Genomic DNA, 14,839 nt, shown 5'->3' on the forward strand with positions numbered 1-14,839 from the left:
GAATGAATCAGCGGGGTGTCGATTGGCACAATGCTTGTCAGAAAATAGCGGGTGAGCGGAAAGCCGTACATCTGAGCGACGATAAAAGTCTGCAGCAACCCTGCGCCGACCCACTCGGGCCAGTTTGACGGCGCAAGGAAAAGATGGACCGCCCAGGCTCCCAAGACAATTATGAGAAGCCCGTAAGGCCAAAGTGCTACCCACTCACTGCTGTCGGCATCCATTCTTTCTGACACCTCCCTTCCGGCAGCCCGGTTGGCGCGAAGACAACCGAACCTGCCAGCCATCGCATCGACCGTCATTCGGCGGCCAACTTCAGATCGTCCGTACTCCTTTCACGAAGTGTTCCATCTGCCGCCCGCAAAACGGGCAACCGCCAGCCCTTGACCAAACCGTAGACCGCAGGAATGACAATGAGCGTCAGCAGCGTCGACGAGATCATGCCGCCGATCATCGGCACGGCGATACGCTGCATGACCTCCGATCCCGTTCCGGTGCTCCACAGGATGGGCAGGAGTCCCGCCATGATGGCGACGACCGTCATCATCTTCGGCCGAACACGCTCGACCGCACCCGTCATGATTGCCTCATTGAGGTCGTCTCGCGTGAACTCGCCTCCTTGCGCCTGACGTCTTGCCCTGACTTCGGTCAATGCATGATCGAGGTAGATGAGCATGATCACCCCGGTCTCGGCGGCAACGCCAGCGAGAGCGATGAAGCCGACTGCCACGGCAACAGAGGTGTTGAAGCCTAACCACCACATCAGCCAGATGCCGCCGACCAAGGCGAACGGCAAGGAGAGCATGACGATCAGCGTTTCCGTCAGCGCCTTGAAGTTGAGGTAGAGCAGCAGGAAGATGATCGCCAGCGTCAACGGAACGACAATCTTCAGCTTGGCTTCGGCCCGTTCGAGGTATTCAAATTGACCGCTCCATGCAACGGAATAGCCCGCAGGCAATTTGACCTGATCGGCGACGGCCTGCTTTGCTTGCTCAACATAACCGCCGAGATCGCGACCTGAGATGTCGACGAAGATGTAGACCACCAGCTGGCCGTTTTCCGTGCGGATCGACGTTGCCCCGCGCGCCAGTTCGACCTTGGCGACTTCACCTAACGGTATCGTCCCACCACCCGGCAGAGCGATCTGCACATCGCGGGCAATGGCCTGTGGGTCGCTTCGCTGCGAACGCGGATAGCGGATGGTGACACCGTAGCGTTCACGCCCCTCCACGGTCTGGGTGATTTCTTCCGCACCGAGCGCCATGGAGATGACATTCTGGACGTTCTGGATGGACAATCCATAGCGTCCGAGCGCCACCCTGTCCGGCACGATGTCGAGGAAGTAGCCACCGTTCACCCGCTCCGCGTAAGCGCTTGACGTTCCCGGAACCGTCTTCAGAACCTGCTCGATCTGTCTCGCCACACCTTCCATCTGGGCGAGGTCTGTACCGTATACCTTGACACCAACAGGTGTGCGGATGCCCGTCGACAACATGTCGGTACGTGCCCTGATCGGCATCGTCCAGGCATTCGACACGCCCGGAAATTGCAGCGCTTTGTCCATTTCGTTCTTGAGGCTGTCGGCAGTGACGCCCGGCCTCCATTCGGATTTGGGCTTCAGATTGATGATGGTCTCGAACATCTCGGTCGGAGCTGGATCGGTTGCGGTATCCGCTCTGCCCGATTTACCGAACACGGATTCCACCTCCGGAAACGACTTGATGATCCTGTCCTGCGTTTGCAGCAATTCGGCAGCCTTGGTGACGGATATTCCAGGCAAGGTTGTCGGCATGTACATCAGCGTGCCTTCATCAAGGTTCGGCATGAACTCACTGCCGAGCTGGCGTGCGGGCCAGACCGTGGCGACAAGCGCAGCGATTGCCAGCAGGATGGTGAGATATTTTGCCTTCAGGACCACCCGGATCACCGGCCTGTAGATGGCAATGAGAAAGCGGTTCACCGGGTTCTTGTGCTCGGGAATAATCCGGCCGCGAACGAACAGAACCATGAGTGCGGGCACCAGGGTCACCGACAGAAGTGCGGCAGCAGCCATGGAGAACGTCTTGGTGAACGCCAATGGCCCGAACAGTTTGCCTTCCTGTCCTTCAAGCGTGAAGATCGGGATGAACGACACTGTGATAATCAGCAGGCTGAAGAACAGGGCCGGACCGACCTCGGCGGCCGCTTCGATCAGCACATCGACGCGCGGCTTGTCGGGCGGTGCACGCTCCAGATGTTTGTGGGCGTTTTCGATCATGACGATGGCCGCATCGATCATCGCACCGATAGCGATGGCGATACCGCCGAGGCTCATGATGTTCGCACCCAGGCCCAGCCATTTCATCGCGATGAAAGCGATCAGGATGCCGACAGGAAGCATGATGATGGCAACGAGCGCGCTGCGCACGTGCAGCAGGAAGATGATGGTTACCAGAGCGACGACGATGCTTTCCTCGACCAGGGTTTTCTTCAGCGTTTCAATGGCAGCATCGATCAGTGTCGAGCGGTCGTAGACGGGAACGATGTCGGTGCCTGCTGGCAGGCTCTTCTTGATTTCAGCAAGGCTCTGCTTGGCGTTGTCGATGACCGTCAGGGCATTTGAGCCGACGCGCTGAAGGACAATGCCACTCGCAACCTCGCCAGTACCGTTCAATTCGGCAATACCCCGCCGCTCGTCCGGAACGATTTCAACCGCAGCCACGTCCGAAAGCCGCAGCGGTACACCATTTTCAGTCTTGAGGACGATATTCTCGATATCGGAGACGTTCTTCAGATAGCCACGGCCACGCACCATGAATTCGAACTCGGACAGTTCGACCGTCCGCCCGCCCGTATCCATGTTGCTGGCACGGACAGCTGCGCCGACCTCGTCCAAGGTCACGCCTTGTGACTTGAGCCTGGCCGGGTCGACAACGATGGAATACTGCTTGACGAAACCGCCGAGCCCAGCGATTTCCGATACGCCTTCGGCCTTGGATGCGCCAAAGCGGACGATCCAGTCCTGCATCGCGCGCAGTTCCGCCAGCGAGTGTTCCTTGGCCACAAGCGCATACTGATAGACCCAGCCCACACCCGTGGCATCGGGCCCAAGACTCGGTGAAACTCCTGCGGGCAAGCGGCTCGCCGCAGCGTTCAGATATTCGAGCACCCTGCTGCGGGCCCAGTACATGTCCGTGCCGTCCTCGAAGATGACGTAGACGAACGACACGCCGAAGAATGAGAAGCCACGCACGACCTTCGATTTCGGCACGGTCAACATCGATGTCGTCAGCGGATAGGTGATCTGATCCTCCACGACCTGCGGTGCCTTCCCGGGATAATCGGTGAAAACGATGACCTGTACGTCCGAGAGATCGGGGATCGCATCCAGCGGTAACGTGCGGATGGCATAGATGCCCGCACCGACCGCCATCACCGAGGCGAAGAAAATGATGATGAGATTGCGGGCCGACCATTCGATGATGCGCGAGATCATGGCTTCGCCTCCGAAGGTGCGAGGGCGTTAAGAGCCGACTTCAAATTACTTTCGGCATCGATCAGGAAGTTGGCCGAGACGACGACCTTGTCGCCGGCACTGATGCCTTCGCTGATTTCCGCCATGCCATCACCGCGCATGCCGACCTTGACGTTGCGCGGGTCGAATTTGCCGTCGCCTTTGTCGACGATGACGACCTGGCGATCACCACTGTCGATGACAGCACTGTCGGGAACCGTGACAACTTGGTTGCCCTTTCCCAAGGCAATCTCGACATCCGCATACATATTGGCGAGCAGGAGGCCATCGGGATTGGGTAATTCGATGCGGATGCTGGCTGTCCGCGTCTGCGACTGAATTTCCGGATAGACAAGATCGACCTTTCCCTTGAATTCCTTGTCCGGAAGACTGCGGATTTTGATCGTAGCCTCCGCGCCTTTACGGACGGCCTCAAGCTCATATTCGGGTACATCGGCAATGACCCAGACATGGGAAGTGTCAGCGATCCTGAACAGGACGGCACCCGGTGCCGCCATCATGCCCTCGACCGCTGCACGTTCGAGAACGACGCCGCGTCGTGGTGCTGTCAACGTGATCGAGGTCGGAACCTTGCGGGTGTCCCTGATATCGGTGATGGCCTTTTCCGGTACGCCAAGATTTTCCAGACGCACCCTGCCACCCCCGGTCGAGTTGGCTACAGCGGCATTGAGATCGTTGACATACTGAATTCCCGCCGTTGTGATTTCCCGGGCGTATAAACTGACGAGCGGCTGGCCCTCGGCGATGACGTCGCCTGTCGTCACGTTGGCGACGCTTTCGACGAAAGCTTCTGTGCGAGTGGAAAGAACGCTGATACGCCGTTCGTCCAGTTGGACGGTGCCTGGTAGTTGGACCGGACGCACAATCGTGCCCATCTGGGCGAGCGCGGTCTTCACACCAGAAAGTTGCTGCCTTCCCGCCGATATCGTTACCGAGCCGTCATTGGTTTCCTCGCCGTCATAGACAGGCAGGTAATCCATGCCCATCCCGTCCTTTTTCGGGGTCGGCGACGTGTCCGGCAAGCCCATAGGATTGCGGTAATAGAGAACCTTGCGCGCACCGGATTTTTCCGGTTTCTCCGGCGTTTTCCGGTCTTCCGGTTTGGCTACGTTAAAACTTACATCCTCACTGGCAAGCACCGGGCGGAATGGCCGCCCGTCCGGCGTCTTGACCGGATTGCCGGAATATTCCGGCAATCCGTCGGGATGGCGGTAGTAGATGACCGCACCTGTAGCGGCCACGTTGACAGAGGTTCTGGCCTCGGCGGTTTCCGAAAACGTTGCAATGACAGCCCTGGGCAAGTCCTTCTCGCTCGCCCAATAGCCGCCCGTTCCGGCCGCCGCGATGACGGCGACCAGAACGAGTGCGGAAGTGAGGCGTGTCACTGTACGACTTTGAAAACCAGTTTGTTTTCGATTGTGCCGTCTTCGCCCTGCACTTTGGCAGCTACGGAAAAGCGCCAGTTTCCTTCCGACGACAGGTTGGTTTGGAACGAATAGACACCCGGTTCGGTCGTTGGCATTGCCTTTGCAGGTGTCGTCATCATCTCCATGCCATCCGGTTGCATGTCGACGCGTGTCGAGAAGATCACCGCATGATCGACCGGGTTGCCGGAGCGTTTGTCGATCAGCTTGACCGCAATGACCGCTGCGTCAGCCTTCTGGATTTCGCCTTTGACGAGTTGAAATTCGTAGTCGGACGGGGCAGCATTGGCCAGGGATACGGACGCGAAGAGAGAGGCGAGCGCGAGGCCCGCAAACATAGAACGATGGTTTTTCATAATTCAATTTCCGATTGTCATGAACCGTGTTTTGCGCACGGCAGTCGGCACGGCGAATGCCATGCAAGTTTTCGCCAACGGTTTTGATCGTTCGGCGAATTGACGCTTCAGCGCCACTGACAATCAGATACTTGGAGGTCTATGTGGAGGGTCGCCTGCCCAAGACGGAATGCTCTCAATAGGGGCAAGATGGAACAGGTCCTTCTGGGCGAAAATGGAGAAGGTCTCGGCATCCGCCGTTGAAACGTTGGTGAAGCCTGCCTGACAAAGGACGTTCAGCGGGCAGTCCTTGGAGCAATCCGGAATCTTGACCTGCTTTTCGGGACAGCATGGCATGGCTTCCGTCATGCTCGACGGCTCGGTCATGCCATCCATTGCCGCCGTGGCGGACATGTCCTGCTGAGCCATCGCCATGCCGCTCATGGAGACAGCCATCGGCCCGAGCAAAAGCCCGAGCAAAGCGAAAGCGAACATGAGGGTACGGATGGCGGATTGTTTCATCGTTGTTCCAATGTGTCACAGGAAGCTGCGCTTGAGCAAGCGGCTCACTGGAAAGTGATAAACTCGATAAAAGCGGCTAGGCGAGCGCGCTTTATTGTCACTTCCGGTACTCCAGCAGTTGATAACAAAACTTCGGGACGCATCACACAGTATGGCGCTAGCTGCTTAGTTTCATTTTTGTAGGAAGGAGACGCCAGCGCCTGAAGACGCTGGCGAAACACTGTCTTAAGTTTCCGCCGTGGCGGAAATGTTCAGAATGTTACTACCGATTTATGTATGGGTTGATCCTGGAAATTTTCGGCTTGAAGAACTTTTGAGTCCCATACCGGTCGTCGATTTTTTCGACCATACCGTTTTCGAGTACCCGATACGATATATGCGGATCGCCATGCGACCGTGCCTGTTCACCAGGTTTGGCCTCGGCATTTAGAATCCGCTGGATTGTCGTCGGCAACGCAGTCTTTTCTTGTGCCGCGGCCAGAACGGCTGCTGTGGACCAGCGCGTCCCTTTCACGATATTTTCTGTGCGTGTGCCGATTGGCTTGAACTCGTGGTTGGACGGGGCCGCATGTACCAGAGATACGGATGCGAAGAGAGAGGCGAGCGCAAGGCCCGCAAACATAGAACGGTGGTTTTTCATAATTTAAGTTTCCGATTGTCTTGAACCGTGTTTGTGCACGGCGGTCAGCGCAGCAAATGCCACGCAGTTTGACGAATGGTTGTCACCACTCGGCGAGACGACGCTGATGCGTCGATGACAATCAGACGCTGGGGGGTCTGTGAGGAGGATCCCCTATCCTCGAAGCCAATGCTTCAAAGATGGCAAAGCGGAACAGGTCCTTTTGCCCGAAGACGGAGAAGGTATCGACATTCGCTGCCGACACGCTGGAAAAGCCCGTGACACAAAGGACGTTCAGCGGGCAGTCTTTTGAACAGTCGGGAATCTTGGCCTGTTTCTGAAAGCAACATGACATGTCGGTTGGCATTTTTGCCGTTGCTGCCATGTCACCGATGCCGGCCACGATGGACATGTTCTGATCGGCCATTGCCGTGCCGCTCATCGAAACAGCCATCGGCCCGAACACAAGCCCGAGCAAAGCGAAAACGAACATGAGGGTACGGATGGTGGAGTGTCTCGTCATTGACCGATATGTGGCACAAGCACCTCGGCGTGAAAAGGGGCTCACCAGAAAGTGACCTCAACGGTGTTACTTGGCAGGCTTGACGACGCGCATATTCAGGGTATCCAGCACTTCATTCAATCGAGGCATTCACCTCAATCTCCCGCGCATGGGCATATCGGGTAAATCAGCCGCCTCGTCTCGCGGATCGTTGTCGACCAGCGGGCGCAATCTCAACCTCATTTTGGGTCGGGGTGCCATGCCGGCCACGACTTTGGGAACACCGAGGGATGGGCGAGGACTGTCGAATGTCGCGCGAGGGTTTTTTCGCGTAGCGTCCGCCATCTCCAATGCCAGTTTTTCAAAGGCATCAGTCGTGGTGCGATAAAACCCACGCGCTCTGACGGGTGCGGGATAGCCAATTTTCTCCTTTGCCTTTCCCGCTATCATGGGGTTGAGCAGCGTTTCATTTCGGGCTGACGCCGCGACATCCGATCTCCTCCGCGAAAGCGCAAAGCGCCGCGACAGATCCTCAAACGCAGCCATAAAATTGCGGTAACGTATCCAGCGATGATTGGCAAAGATCTGCCGGTTGGGCTTACCGGTTTCGGGATCCGTCTTCGCGCTGGAATCAAAACGCGCACCTATGAGCAGGCCCGCAGCGCGACCTCGCAAATCCAGATCCGCAATGACATCGGCTTTCATGTCGAGATTGAGCCCACCTTCATCGTCACGCAGTGCAATATTCACGATGCGCTCGCGAACGCCCGGCGCTATCAGCATCTGGTTGTCGCTCCAGAACCGGGCCGTGTTGAGAAGAGTCTTCAGGAATGCAGCAAGCCCGGCTCCCGGCACATCGTCGAAAGCTGTAAACGGTAGAGGCGTAATCCGGTTGCCCTTGCTCATGGATATGAACCCCCCAGACCTTGTCGCCCGGTGCCGGATCATCTTCCGATGTTATCTTGGGCCTGCTGGCCGATGTACGTTCCGGCGCGCGTGGCTGGGCGATCGGCTTGGAAGCCTCATCTGCATCAATGTCGTGATTTTCATCCGTCACTGCGGGCGTGTCAGTTTCGGTCGCATGGACATTTGGCGCCTGTGCGTCAAAATCGATCAGGTTCAGACAGAAGGTCGGACGCGATGGAATCGGGCTGTCAAAGAAATGGATAGGAAAATTCGAGGTCAGTCCGCCATCAGAAAACCATAGCCGGCGCAGAGGCAAAGGTTGGCCTTTTTTCGCCGCGGCAAAATCCGGAGTCATGAGCGGCATTGCAGCAAGAAGTATCGGAAAACTCAGTGACAACCTGGCGCCAAAAACAACCGGGAGGTCCTGCGGGAGCGGAAGCCGAACGACGTCATCCCGTTTTTCGACGCGCCTGTCGTGGATGCCGGCATTATCCTTCATCCACTTGGTGATTGCCTCCGGAAAGAAATCATGCAGTACCGACTTTTCTACATAAAGGGGCGAAGGCGTTTCGAGGAAGGGTATCTTTACCGTTCTGTTGCGACTGATATCGCTTGCTATCATGGCAAGTTCGATCGACCGCGGAGCAGCGGGATCGTGCTGCATGCTCTCGGTTCCTCCAACCACTGACGGAGCGCTCCAGAGATCGCCAAACGTTAGAGGCGGATCATCAAGTCCGCGCCCGGCCGCGGCCTGCACCGCCCGATGCATCCAGGGTGTCAGTCCTTCGAATCGAGGTTTACTCACCTTGTCCGGGAACTCCGGAGAACTATTCCCGGTGCATATCCCGTAATAGTTGTTTCGCCACGAGACAAGCCAGCGGTTGCGCAGAACGAGAACAAGAGTCGCGAACCATGCGACGGCGATCAATGCGAGCGATGCCAGCAGCGCAATGACAGTAAGAACGAGGTATCCTTCGAATAACAAGACACCAACAAGATAGAGAACTGCCACGGTGACAAACGCAACGGGCAGCGCGAATTGCCAGGCCGATAGCGTCACACTGAAAACCGCGAGAGCCTTTCGCAGCGCCCCGCCACCACCGAAAATCGGGGTGACCAACGAGAGCAGTGGCCTGGTAGCGCGTTCCGGAGTGAAGAGATGAAACAGACGGGAGTGGCCACCTGCCCGATCACCCAGACTCCTGGAAAGTTTGCCGATTTCATCAAAGCACCAGCATTTCGTCCGGTCCGGCGCCCATATTCGGCAGCGGCCGTGACCGCTGCCGCAATAGCGCCTACCGACGTTCCGCCGATACTATGAAAAGAGTAGCGCCGCGCAATCATGGCGACGGCACCTGGGTAGATGATACCGCTGGTCACGCCGCCCGCCATGACGATGTCGCAATCGAGCAGTGCGCCAGTATCCGGAGCTTGAGTTTTCATATCTGGATCATCAGACAAAGCGGTCCCTCATTGACTTCGTTGCGGATCTGAATTCCAACACTTCTGCCATCACGCACCTTTTTCGTAATCGCTTCCCTTTTCCCAAACGTTTGTTTTGGCGATCCCTTTTGCGTCGGGTTTCCCGTAGCCAACGATGGCACGACGCAACGTCTCGAAGAGTAAATAAAAGGGACATCGAAATCCACCATTCTCAAGCGGCCACATATCCAATGTCCTCATGCGAAACCGGGAGTGCCGTATGAAACGGTGATGTCAGGTTAACTCGCGTTCAATGCGGCTCGGCTACCCCCGTGCCAGTCCGCGAAGGCGGCCCCGCAGATAGCCCCGCACCGCCGGGTCGCTCGACAGCCCCATCGCCAGCGAAAACGCCTCGTGCGCCTCCTCCATCATATCGAGTTGCGCGCAAATCTGCCCCCGTGCTGCCCAATAGGGCTGATACTCGGCCATCCGCTTGTCCCCCGCAATCGCATCGAGCGCGGCAAAAGCGGCGCGCAGCCCCTCGACCTCGGCGACCGCAACCGCCCGGTTGAGGGCGACGACAGGCGACTGCGTCAGCGCGAGCAAATGTTCATAGAGCGCCAGAACCGACGGCCAGGTATCCCGCCCCGTCAGCCGCCGCGCGACATGCGCAGACTGGATCGCCGCTTCGATCTGATAGCGCCCCGACGGACCGTCCGCATTCGCGGCATGCAAGAGCGCTTCGGCCTCGTCGATCATCTGCAGGTTCCAAAGCCCGGTCTCCTGCTCCTCGAGCGAAACGAAGGCCCCCCGCGCGTCCCGCCGCGCCGATCGGCGCGCCTCGCTATAGAGCATGAGCGCCAGCATGCCCTTGGCTTCCGGCGCGTCCGGGACGAGCCCCACGATCAGCCGCCCAAGCCAGATGGCTTCTTGCGCGAGTTCGGGCGTACCCCCTTCCCCGATCTCGTTCCACCCCTTGGTGTAGGCGGCATAGACCGCGTCGAGCACGGCCTGCAGCCGATCTGGCAACTCCGCTTTTTCGGGCACATGGAACGGTATGCCCGTATCCTTGATCCGCGCTTTGGCCCGGACGAGCCGCTGCCCCATCGCCGCCGGCGGGATGATGAAAGCTGATGCGATATGCTCCGCCGTCAGGCCCAATATCGTCTGGAGAATGAGCGGCGCCCGCATGCCCTTTTCGATCGCCGGATGCGCGCACGCGAACATCAGCCCCAGCCGCCTGTCGGGGATGTCGTCCTCGCTCATTTGCGCCTCGGAGAGCTCCTCGGCCACGAGCCGAACGTGCCCTTCCCCGTCCCGCTGCGTTTGCCGGCGCCGCGCGGCATCGATCTGCCGCCGTCGCGCCACCGTCAAAAGCCAGGCATCGGGATTGTGCGGCGCCCCCTGCCGGGGCCAATCGCGCAACGCCGCGGCGAAAGCTTCGGCCAGGGCGTCCTCCGCCCCGGCCACATCCCGCGTGCGGGAGGCCAGGAAGGCGACAAGCCGCCCATAGCTCTCCCGCGCGACAGCCTCGGCAACGCGTCCAGCCTCGTGCTGGACCTCAATTGCCATAGTCCGGGATCCCGATGGGCCGGATTTCGATCACCCCATAGCGCGATGACGGGCACCGCTTGGCCCATTCGATCGCGGCGTCGAGATCCTCCGCCTCGATCACGAAATATCCCGCCAATTGCTCTTTGGTATCGGCGTAGGGCCCGTCGAGAATCTCGGCCTTTTCGTCCGTCACCCGCACGCTCGTCGCCGCCGAGCTCGGATGGAGCCGCTCGCCCGGAATCCCGCCGGCTTTCATCAGCGCCTGGTTGAATGCCGCATAGTCGGTACCGAGCTCCGGCCCGGCCTTCGCAAGCGCCGCTTCGTCGTGATGGATCAGCATCATGTACTTCATTTTTCTCTCCTTGGCGTACCGGGCACGATTGCCCGACACTGCCATGTCGCGGCGCAAAGCGCCATTTCGACTCCGAAGAGAAAAAATTCGAACGGGCGGGCAAAAACGCGGCCCGGGAAGCGCTGCCGATATCTTCTGAAAGGCTGCCGCTATCAAGTCAGTATTTTGACGGCACGTAGAGTTCCGGCGGCAAAACCTTTCGCTCGTAGTCGGGGTTGAACACCCGTTCAGGCAGGGTGATATCCTCATGCGGCACGTGCTCGTATGGAACCTGCGAAAGAAGGTGATCGATGCAGTTGAGGCGCGCGCGCTTCTTGTCGTTACCCTCGACGATGTACCATGGCGCTTCGGGTATATTCGTGCGGGCGAACGTCTCTTCCTTGGCCTTGGTGTAGCCTTCCCAGCGCACTCGCGATTGCAGATCCATGGGTGACAGCTTCCACTGTTTCAACGGGTCGTGGATGCGCATGAGGAACCGCAACTGTTGTTCCTCGTCGGTGATCGAGAACCAATATTTGACCAGCCGAATGCCGGATCGAACAAGCATGCGCTCGAATTCGGGGACATCGTGGAAGAATTGCGCAACCTCGTCTTCGCGCGCAAAACCCATGACCCGCTCGACACCCGATCGATTGTACCAGGATCGATCGAAGAGCACGATTTCGCCGCCGGCAGGCAAATGGGGCACGTAACGCTGGAAGTACCACTGGGTCTTCTCGCGGTCTGAAGGGGCTGGAAGAGCCACGACCCGCACGGTGCGCGGGTTGAGCCGCTGGGTAATGCGTTTGATCACACCGCCTTTGCCTGCAGAATCGCGTCCCTCGAATACGACGACGACCTTCTCTTTGTGATAGGCGACCCAGTCCTGCAGCTTGATCAACTCCGCTTGCAGTGAGAGCAATGCACGAAAATACTCTATGCGTGGCATGGATGGTGGATGGGTCTTGCGATAGATCTTGCGAATCTCTTCGGAAAGTGCCGGCTCGGAAAGTTCGAGCTCATAATCCTCATCAAGCGTATCGGCGAGTTCAGCCTCGAGCCAATCCCGGCGCTCAACCTCGTCCTTTGAATTGTTCATTTCAGCCCTCCGACATTCATCGCGCCACGTCTCAGCCCACGGTATCATGCTACTCCGTGGACGTTTATGCCATAACTCCATGAACCAAATTTGAAATTGCGTTTCGACCGCATGATGCCTCTTCCGCATCTGACAAAAAGGCCCGCACTTGCGGGCTTCTTGTTGTCCGATTTCCACCCCCTTACGCCTTTCGGCCAAATTCCAGCGCACTACCGCAAGGGATAGGATCGCTCGGTGTTTTCGACGAGAGACGATCGTGATGCTCCGAAAGGCCATGCTTGCTGCGCTATGCATTTATTTCGGTGCTGGTCCCTCGGCGGCCCGGACAAACGAGGAGATCGTGTCGTTCCAGGTCGATGGGACAAAAGTCGCCGGAACACTTTCCCTCCCCCCGCAAGCACATCCCCCGGTCGTGCTGATGCTGCATGGTTTCGCCGGTGATCGTGATGAAGAGGACATCTTCCCCCGTGCCGCCAAGGCGTTCGCGGCGGCCGGCCTCGCCAGCCTGCGCATTGATTTTCGCGGCGCGGGCGATAGCGGTGGCTCGTTTGCGGATACCACCTTCTCCCGGCAGATCGAGGATGGTCTTGCTGCCCTGCAATTTCTGCAATCGGATAAGCGCGTCGACAGCGCGCGCATCGGTATAGTGGGCGTGAGCCAGGGCGGTCTCGTGGCTGCGATCGTGGCGGCGCGCAGCGGGCTTCCCAAGGCGCTGGCGCTGCCGTTGCCACACCGCCATCAACCTTCGAAGGCCGGTTTGGAAAAGGCGTCGTCGCCGCAGGTCTCAAAAGCGGCAATGCCGGTGTCGATGCCATTGGCGTGCATCTGCGCCAGCCGTTCTTCGAAGAAGTTTACCGCATCGATCCTCTGACGGAAATTGCAGCTTACAAGGGTTCCCTCTTTGCCGCAGAAGGCAGCAATGACCATGTCGTTGGTGCTGATTCCGCCCAAAAGTACATCGCTGCCCACGCGGGCGCAGGCGAACTCTGGACCTACCCCATGGATCACGATTTCAATCTCCGATCCGGTGCGGCCGCGCTCAACGCCCTGATCCTCGCCACCAGCAGGTTCTTTCTCAAAACGCTGCCATAACCGGTCGAAACCTGGGGTCAGGACCAGATTAACAGGGTCCTGCCCCTAGGCCTTGCACCCAAAGTATAGCCCCAGTGCCCCCAATTGGAGCATTGTCCTCCATGGTATCCCGGCTAATAGTCCATCGCGAGAGCGGCAGCATTTTGGAGTGCCATCCATGCGTTCGACATTCTGGGATAGTGTCAGGGTGCAGCCATCGTGGCGGTGCTCATCATCCATGCTTCCGAGCCGGCGCTCGACGCCGCGCCATGGTCGCTGGATTGGACTGTGGGGATGGTCCTTGATCAAATTGTCGACTTTGCCGTACCGCTGTTCCTGGCGCTCTCCGGATACTTCGCCCGCTACGAAGAAGGCGAGAAACCCTTGCATTACTACGCCCACCGGTTCAGCCGTCTCATTGGCCCCTATCTGATCTGGACCCTGATCTATATCGCTGTCCTGCGGCCGGAAGATCTGGTGTCGCCAAGACATTTTCTCATTGCTGTGGGAGCTGGCACAGGCATCGGCTATTTCGTCATCGTTCTCTGCCAGTTCATCATTCTGACGCCGCTGCTGGCGCGTATACGCAACGAGCGGACGCACCTCCTCCTGATGACAGGTACGGCATTGATCGGGCTGACCTATTCCTATGTGGTGCGGTTTATTCCGGACAGCGGCCCGTTTGGCCAGTTCCCAGCCTATGCGCTGCCATTTTTTGTCTGGTGTCCGTTCTACCAGATGGGTTTCTATCTGGCACGCTTTCCCAAGCGGGCCGAAGCTCTTGCACGCCACACGCCGGTGCTGGCAATGGCGGCCGGGCTCTTTCTGTGCCTGTCGATCGCCGAGGGCTTCTGGCTGGGAGAACTCGGCGAAGTCTCATTTGGCGCTTCCCAGATCAAACTCACCAGTTTCGGCTTTTCCGCCGCTCTCTTTGCCTGGCTGGTGGCACGCGCACAACGGTTGACCCTGCGAGACAGGCTGTTTGCCTGGTTGGGCCGGAATTCCTATCCGATCTATCTCATGCATATGCTGGTCCTGCGCACGTTCAACCGTTTGCTTGTCAGATTGCCTGCCCTGCACGATCTGATGCTGCACCATCTGGTGCTGCTCAGGGTCGCGATTTCCGCTGTTGCGGTTCTCGCCATCTGTTCGGCGATAATCTGGTGCGGTCAGCAAATTCCGCAACGGCCGGTCCGCCGGGCCCTCGCGATGTAACGCTTTCCTGGTCCGTTTGGGAACCAAACGCGAGCCTGCGCATTTCGGGAGACCGATATTGCCAGATCCGGGAGATCCGCCATGGCCGACATGATTGAAACGACCGCTTCCGCCATCGCTGCCGGCGCAAATCTGGTGAAAATGATCAAGCAAAAATTCAACTATACCGCGGAGGATCTTGCCATTGCATGCGGCCTGACCGTCGATGAACTCAACGGCATTGAAATGGGCGAGAGTGCCGAGCCGACGAAGCTGCATCGCATTGCGCATTCGGTCGGCCTTCCGGACGATATCGCCGGCGTTCCGCATTAGAGCAAGTTTTCCG

Annotated in this window: 16 protein-coding genes; 4 read left to right on the forward strand and 12 right to left on the reverse strand. The window is 58.4% G+C overall.

The window, feature by feature from the left end; genetic code table 11:
• Positions 1–298: 298 nt before the first annotated feature.
• The 12 genes from ACSQ3H_RS03165 to ppk2 all read right to left on the reverse strand — a co-directional run bounded on the left by ACSQ3H_RS03165 (position 299) and on the right by ppk2 (position 12,228).
• On the reverse strand, positions 299–3,475 hold the full coding sequence (locus tag ACSQ3H_RS03165) for an efflux RND transporter permease subunit (RefSeq protein ID WP_436115701.1): 3,177 nt from the start codon (positions 3,473–3,475) through the stop codon (positions 299–301).
• Entirely contained in the window at positions 3,472–4,899 is a 1,428-nt protein-coding gene (locus ACSQ3H_RS03170; RefSeq protein WP_436115702.1) for an efflux RND transporter periplasmic adaptor subunit, read from the reverse strand. Before ACSQ3H_RS03170 ends, ACSQ3H_RS03165 begins: the two co-directional genes overlap by 4 nt.
• A complete protein-coding gene (locus tag ACSQ3H_RS03175; protein WP_436115703.1) occupies positions 4,896–5,294 on the reverse strand; it encodes a FixH family protein in 399 nt (132 codons plus the stop codon). The genes ACSQ3H_RS03170 and ACSQ3H_RS03175 overlap by 4 nt, the downstream gene beginning before the upstream one ends.
• A gap of 123 nt (positions 5,295–5,417) precedes the next feature.
• The gene (locus tag ACSQ3H_RS03180; RefSeq protein WP_436115704.1) at positions 5,418–5,795 is read right to left on the reverse strand and encodes a hypothetical protein; all 378 of its coding nucleotides are present in this window, start codon (positions 5,793–5,795) and stop codon (positions 5,418–5,420) included.
• 262 nt (positions 5,796–6,057) lie between these two features.
• Entirely contained in the window at positions 6,058–6,435 is a 378-nt protein-coding gene (locus tag ACSQ3H_RS03185; RefSeq protein ID WP_436115705.1) for a hypothetical protein, read from the reverse strand.
• Between the two features lie 121 nt (positions 6,436–6,556).
• Entirely contained in the window at positions 6,557–6,856 is a 300-nt protein-coding gene (locus ACSQ3H_RS03190) for a hypothetical protein (protein ID WP_436115706.1), read from the reverse strand.
• 210 nt (positions 6,857–7,066) lie between these two features.
• Positions 7,067–7,699, reverse strand: coding sequence for a hypothetical protein (locus tag ACSQ3H_RS03195; protein ID WP_436115707.1), 633 nt, complete (start codon positions 7,697–7,699; stop codon positions 7,067–7,069).
• The gene (locus ACSQ3H_RS03200) at positions 7,647–8,942 is read right to left on the reverse strand and encodes a hypothetical protein (protein WP_436115708.1); all 1,296 of its coding nucleotides are present in this window, start codon (positions 8,940–8,942) and stop codon (positions 7,647–7,649) included. Before ACSQ3H_RS03200 ends, ACSQ3H_RS03195 begins: the two co-directional genes overlap by 53 nt.
• Positions 8,879–9,265: a hypothetical protein gene (locus ACSQ3H_RS03205; RefSeq protein ID WP_436115709.1), complete on the reverse strand. Its 387-nt coding sequence runs from the start codon at positions 9,263–9,265 to the stop codon at positions 8,879–8,881. The genes ACSQ3H_RS03200 and ACSQ3H_RS03205 overlap by 64 nt, the downstream gene beginning before the upstream one ends.
• A 303-nt stretch (positions 9,266–9,568) precedes the next feature.
• Positions 9,569–10,816 carry an RNA polymerase sigma factor gene (locus ACSQ3H_RS03210; protein WP_436115710.1) on the reverse strand — a complete coding sequence of 416 codons (1,248 nt, stop codon included), beginning with the start codon at positions 10,814–10,816 and terminating at the stop codon, positions 9,569–9,571.
• Positions 10,806–11,150: a YciI family protein gene (locus ACSQ3H_RS03215; protein WP_436115711.1), complete on the reverse strand. Its 345-nt coding sequence runs from the start codon at positions 11,148–11,150 to the stop codon at positions 10,806–10,808. Before ACSQ3H_RS03215 ends, ACSQ3H_RS03210 begins: the two co-directional genes overlap by 11 nt.
• A gap of 157 nt (positions 11,151–11,307) precedes the next feature.
• Positions 11,308–12,228, reverse strand: coding sequence for a polyphosphate kinase 2 (ppk2, locus tag ACSQ3H_RS03220; RefSeq protein WP_436115712.1), 921 nt, complete (start codon positions 12,226–12,228; stop codon positions 11,308–11,310).
• A gap of 259 nt (positions 12,229–12,487) precedes the next feature.
• On the opposite strand from ppk2, the gene ACSQ3H_RS03225 reads away from it, so the two are divergent.
• The 4 genes from ACSQ3H_RS03225 to ACSQ3H_RS03240 all read left to right on the forward strand — a co-directional run bounded on the left by ACSQ3H_RS03225 (position 12,488) and on the right by ACSQ3H_RS03240 (position 14,826).
• Complete coding sequence (locus ACSQ3H_RS03225) at positions 12,488–13,099, forward strand: alpha/beta hydrolase family protein (RefSeq protein ID WP_436119331.1); 612 nt, start codon at positions 12,488–12,490, stop codon at positions 13,097–13,099.
• Positions 13,048–13,320, forward strand: a complete 273-nt coding sequence (locus tag ACSQ3H_RS03230; RefSeq protein ID WP_436115713.1) for a hypothetical protein — start codon at positions 13,048–13,050, stop codon at positions 13,318–13,320. Before ACSQ3H_RS03225 ends, ACSQ3H_RS03230 begins: the two co-directional genes overlap by 52 nt.
• A gap of 198 nt (positions 13,321–13,518) precedes the next feature.
• Entirely contained in the window at positions 13,519–14,514 is a 996-nt protein-coding gene (locus tag ACSQ3H_RS03235; RefSeq protein ID WP_436115714.1) for an acyltransferase, read from the forward strand.
• Between the two features lie 81 nt (positions 14,515–14,595).
• On the forward strand, positions 14,596–14,826 hold the full coding sequence (locus ACSQ3H_RS03240; RefSeq protein ID WP_436115715.1) for a helix-turn-helix domain-containing protein: 231 nt from the start codon (positions 14,596–14,598) through the stop codon (positions 14,824–14,826).
• The last annotated feature ends 13 nt before the right edge of the window (positions 14,827–14,839 follow it).

Source organism: Phyllobacterium sp. LjRoot231 (genome assembly GCF_964253365.1).
Classification (GTDB): Bacteria; Pseudomonadota; Alphaproteobacteria; order Rhizobiales; family Rhizobiaceae; genus Phyllobacterium.

Excerpts from the sequence above, each read along its gene's own strand:
- ACSQ3H_RS03190 (WP_436115706.1), bottom strand. The coding sequence starts at position 6,856 with ATGAGCGGCACGGCAATGGCCGATCAGAACATGTCCATCGTGGCCGGC.
- ACSQ3H_RS03175 (WP_436115703.1), bottom strand. The coding sequence starts at position 5,294 with ATGAAAAACCATCGTTCTATGTTTGCGGGCCTCGCGCTCGCCTCTCTC.
- ACSQ3H_RS03240 (WP_436115715.1), top strand. The coding sequence starts at position 14,596 with ATGGCCGACATGATTGAAACGACCGCTTCCGCCATCGCTGCCGGCGCA.
- ACSQ3H_RS03180 (WP_436115704.1), bottom strand. The coding sequence starts at position 5,795 with ATGAAACAATCCGCCATCCGTACCCTCATGTTCGCTTTCGCTTTGCTC.
- ACSQ3H_RS03165 (WP_436115701.1), bottom strand. The coding sequence starts at position 3,475 with ATGATCTCGCGCATCATCGAATGGTCGGCCCGCAATCTCATCATCATT.
- ACSQ3H_RS03195 (WP_436115707.1), bottom strand. The coding sequence starts at position 7,699 with ATGCTGATAGCGCCGGGCGTTCGCGAGCGCATCGTGAATATTGCACTG.
- ACSQ3H_RS03205 (WP_436115709.1), bottom strand. The coding sequence starts at position 9,265 with ATGAAAACTCAAGCTCCGGATACTGGCGCACTGCTCGATTGCGACATC.
- ACSQ3H_RS03210 (WP_436115710.1), bottom strand. The coding sequence starts at position 10,816 with ATGGCAATTGAGGTCCAGCACGAGGCTGGACGCGTTGCCGAGGCTGTC.
- ACSQ3H_RS03185 (WP_436115705.1), bottom strand. The coding sequence starts at position 6,435 with ATGAAAAACCACCGTTCTATGTTTGCGGGCCTTGCGCTCGCCTCTCTC.
- ppk2 (WP_436115712.1), bottom strand. The coding sequence starts at position 12,228 with ATGAACAATTCAAAGGACGAGGTTGAGCGCCGGGATTGGCTCGAGGCT.
- ACSQ3H_RS03225 (WP_436119331.1), top strand. The coding sequence starts at position 12,488 with ATGCTCCGAAAGGCCATGCTTGCTGCGCTATGCATTTATTTCGGTGCT.
- ACSQ3H_RS03215 (WP_436115711.1), bottom strand. The coding sequence starts at position 11,150 with ATGAAGTACATGATGCTGATCCATCACGACGAAGCGGCGCTTGCGAAG.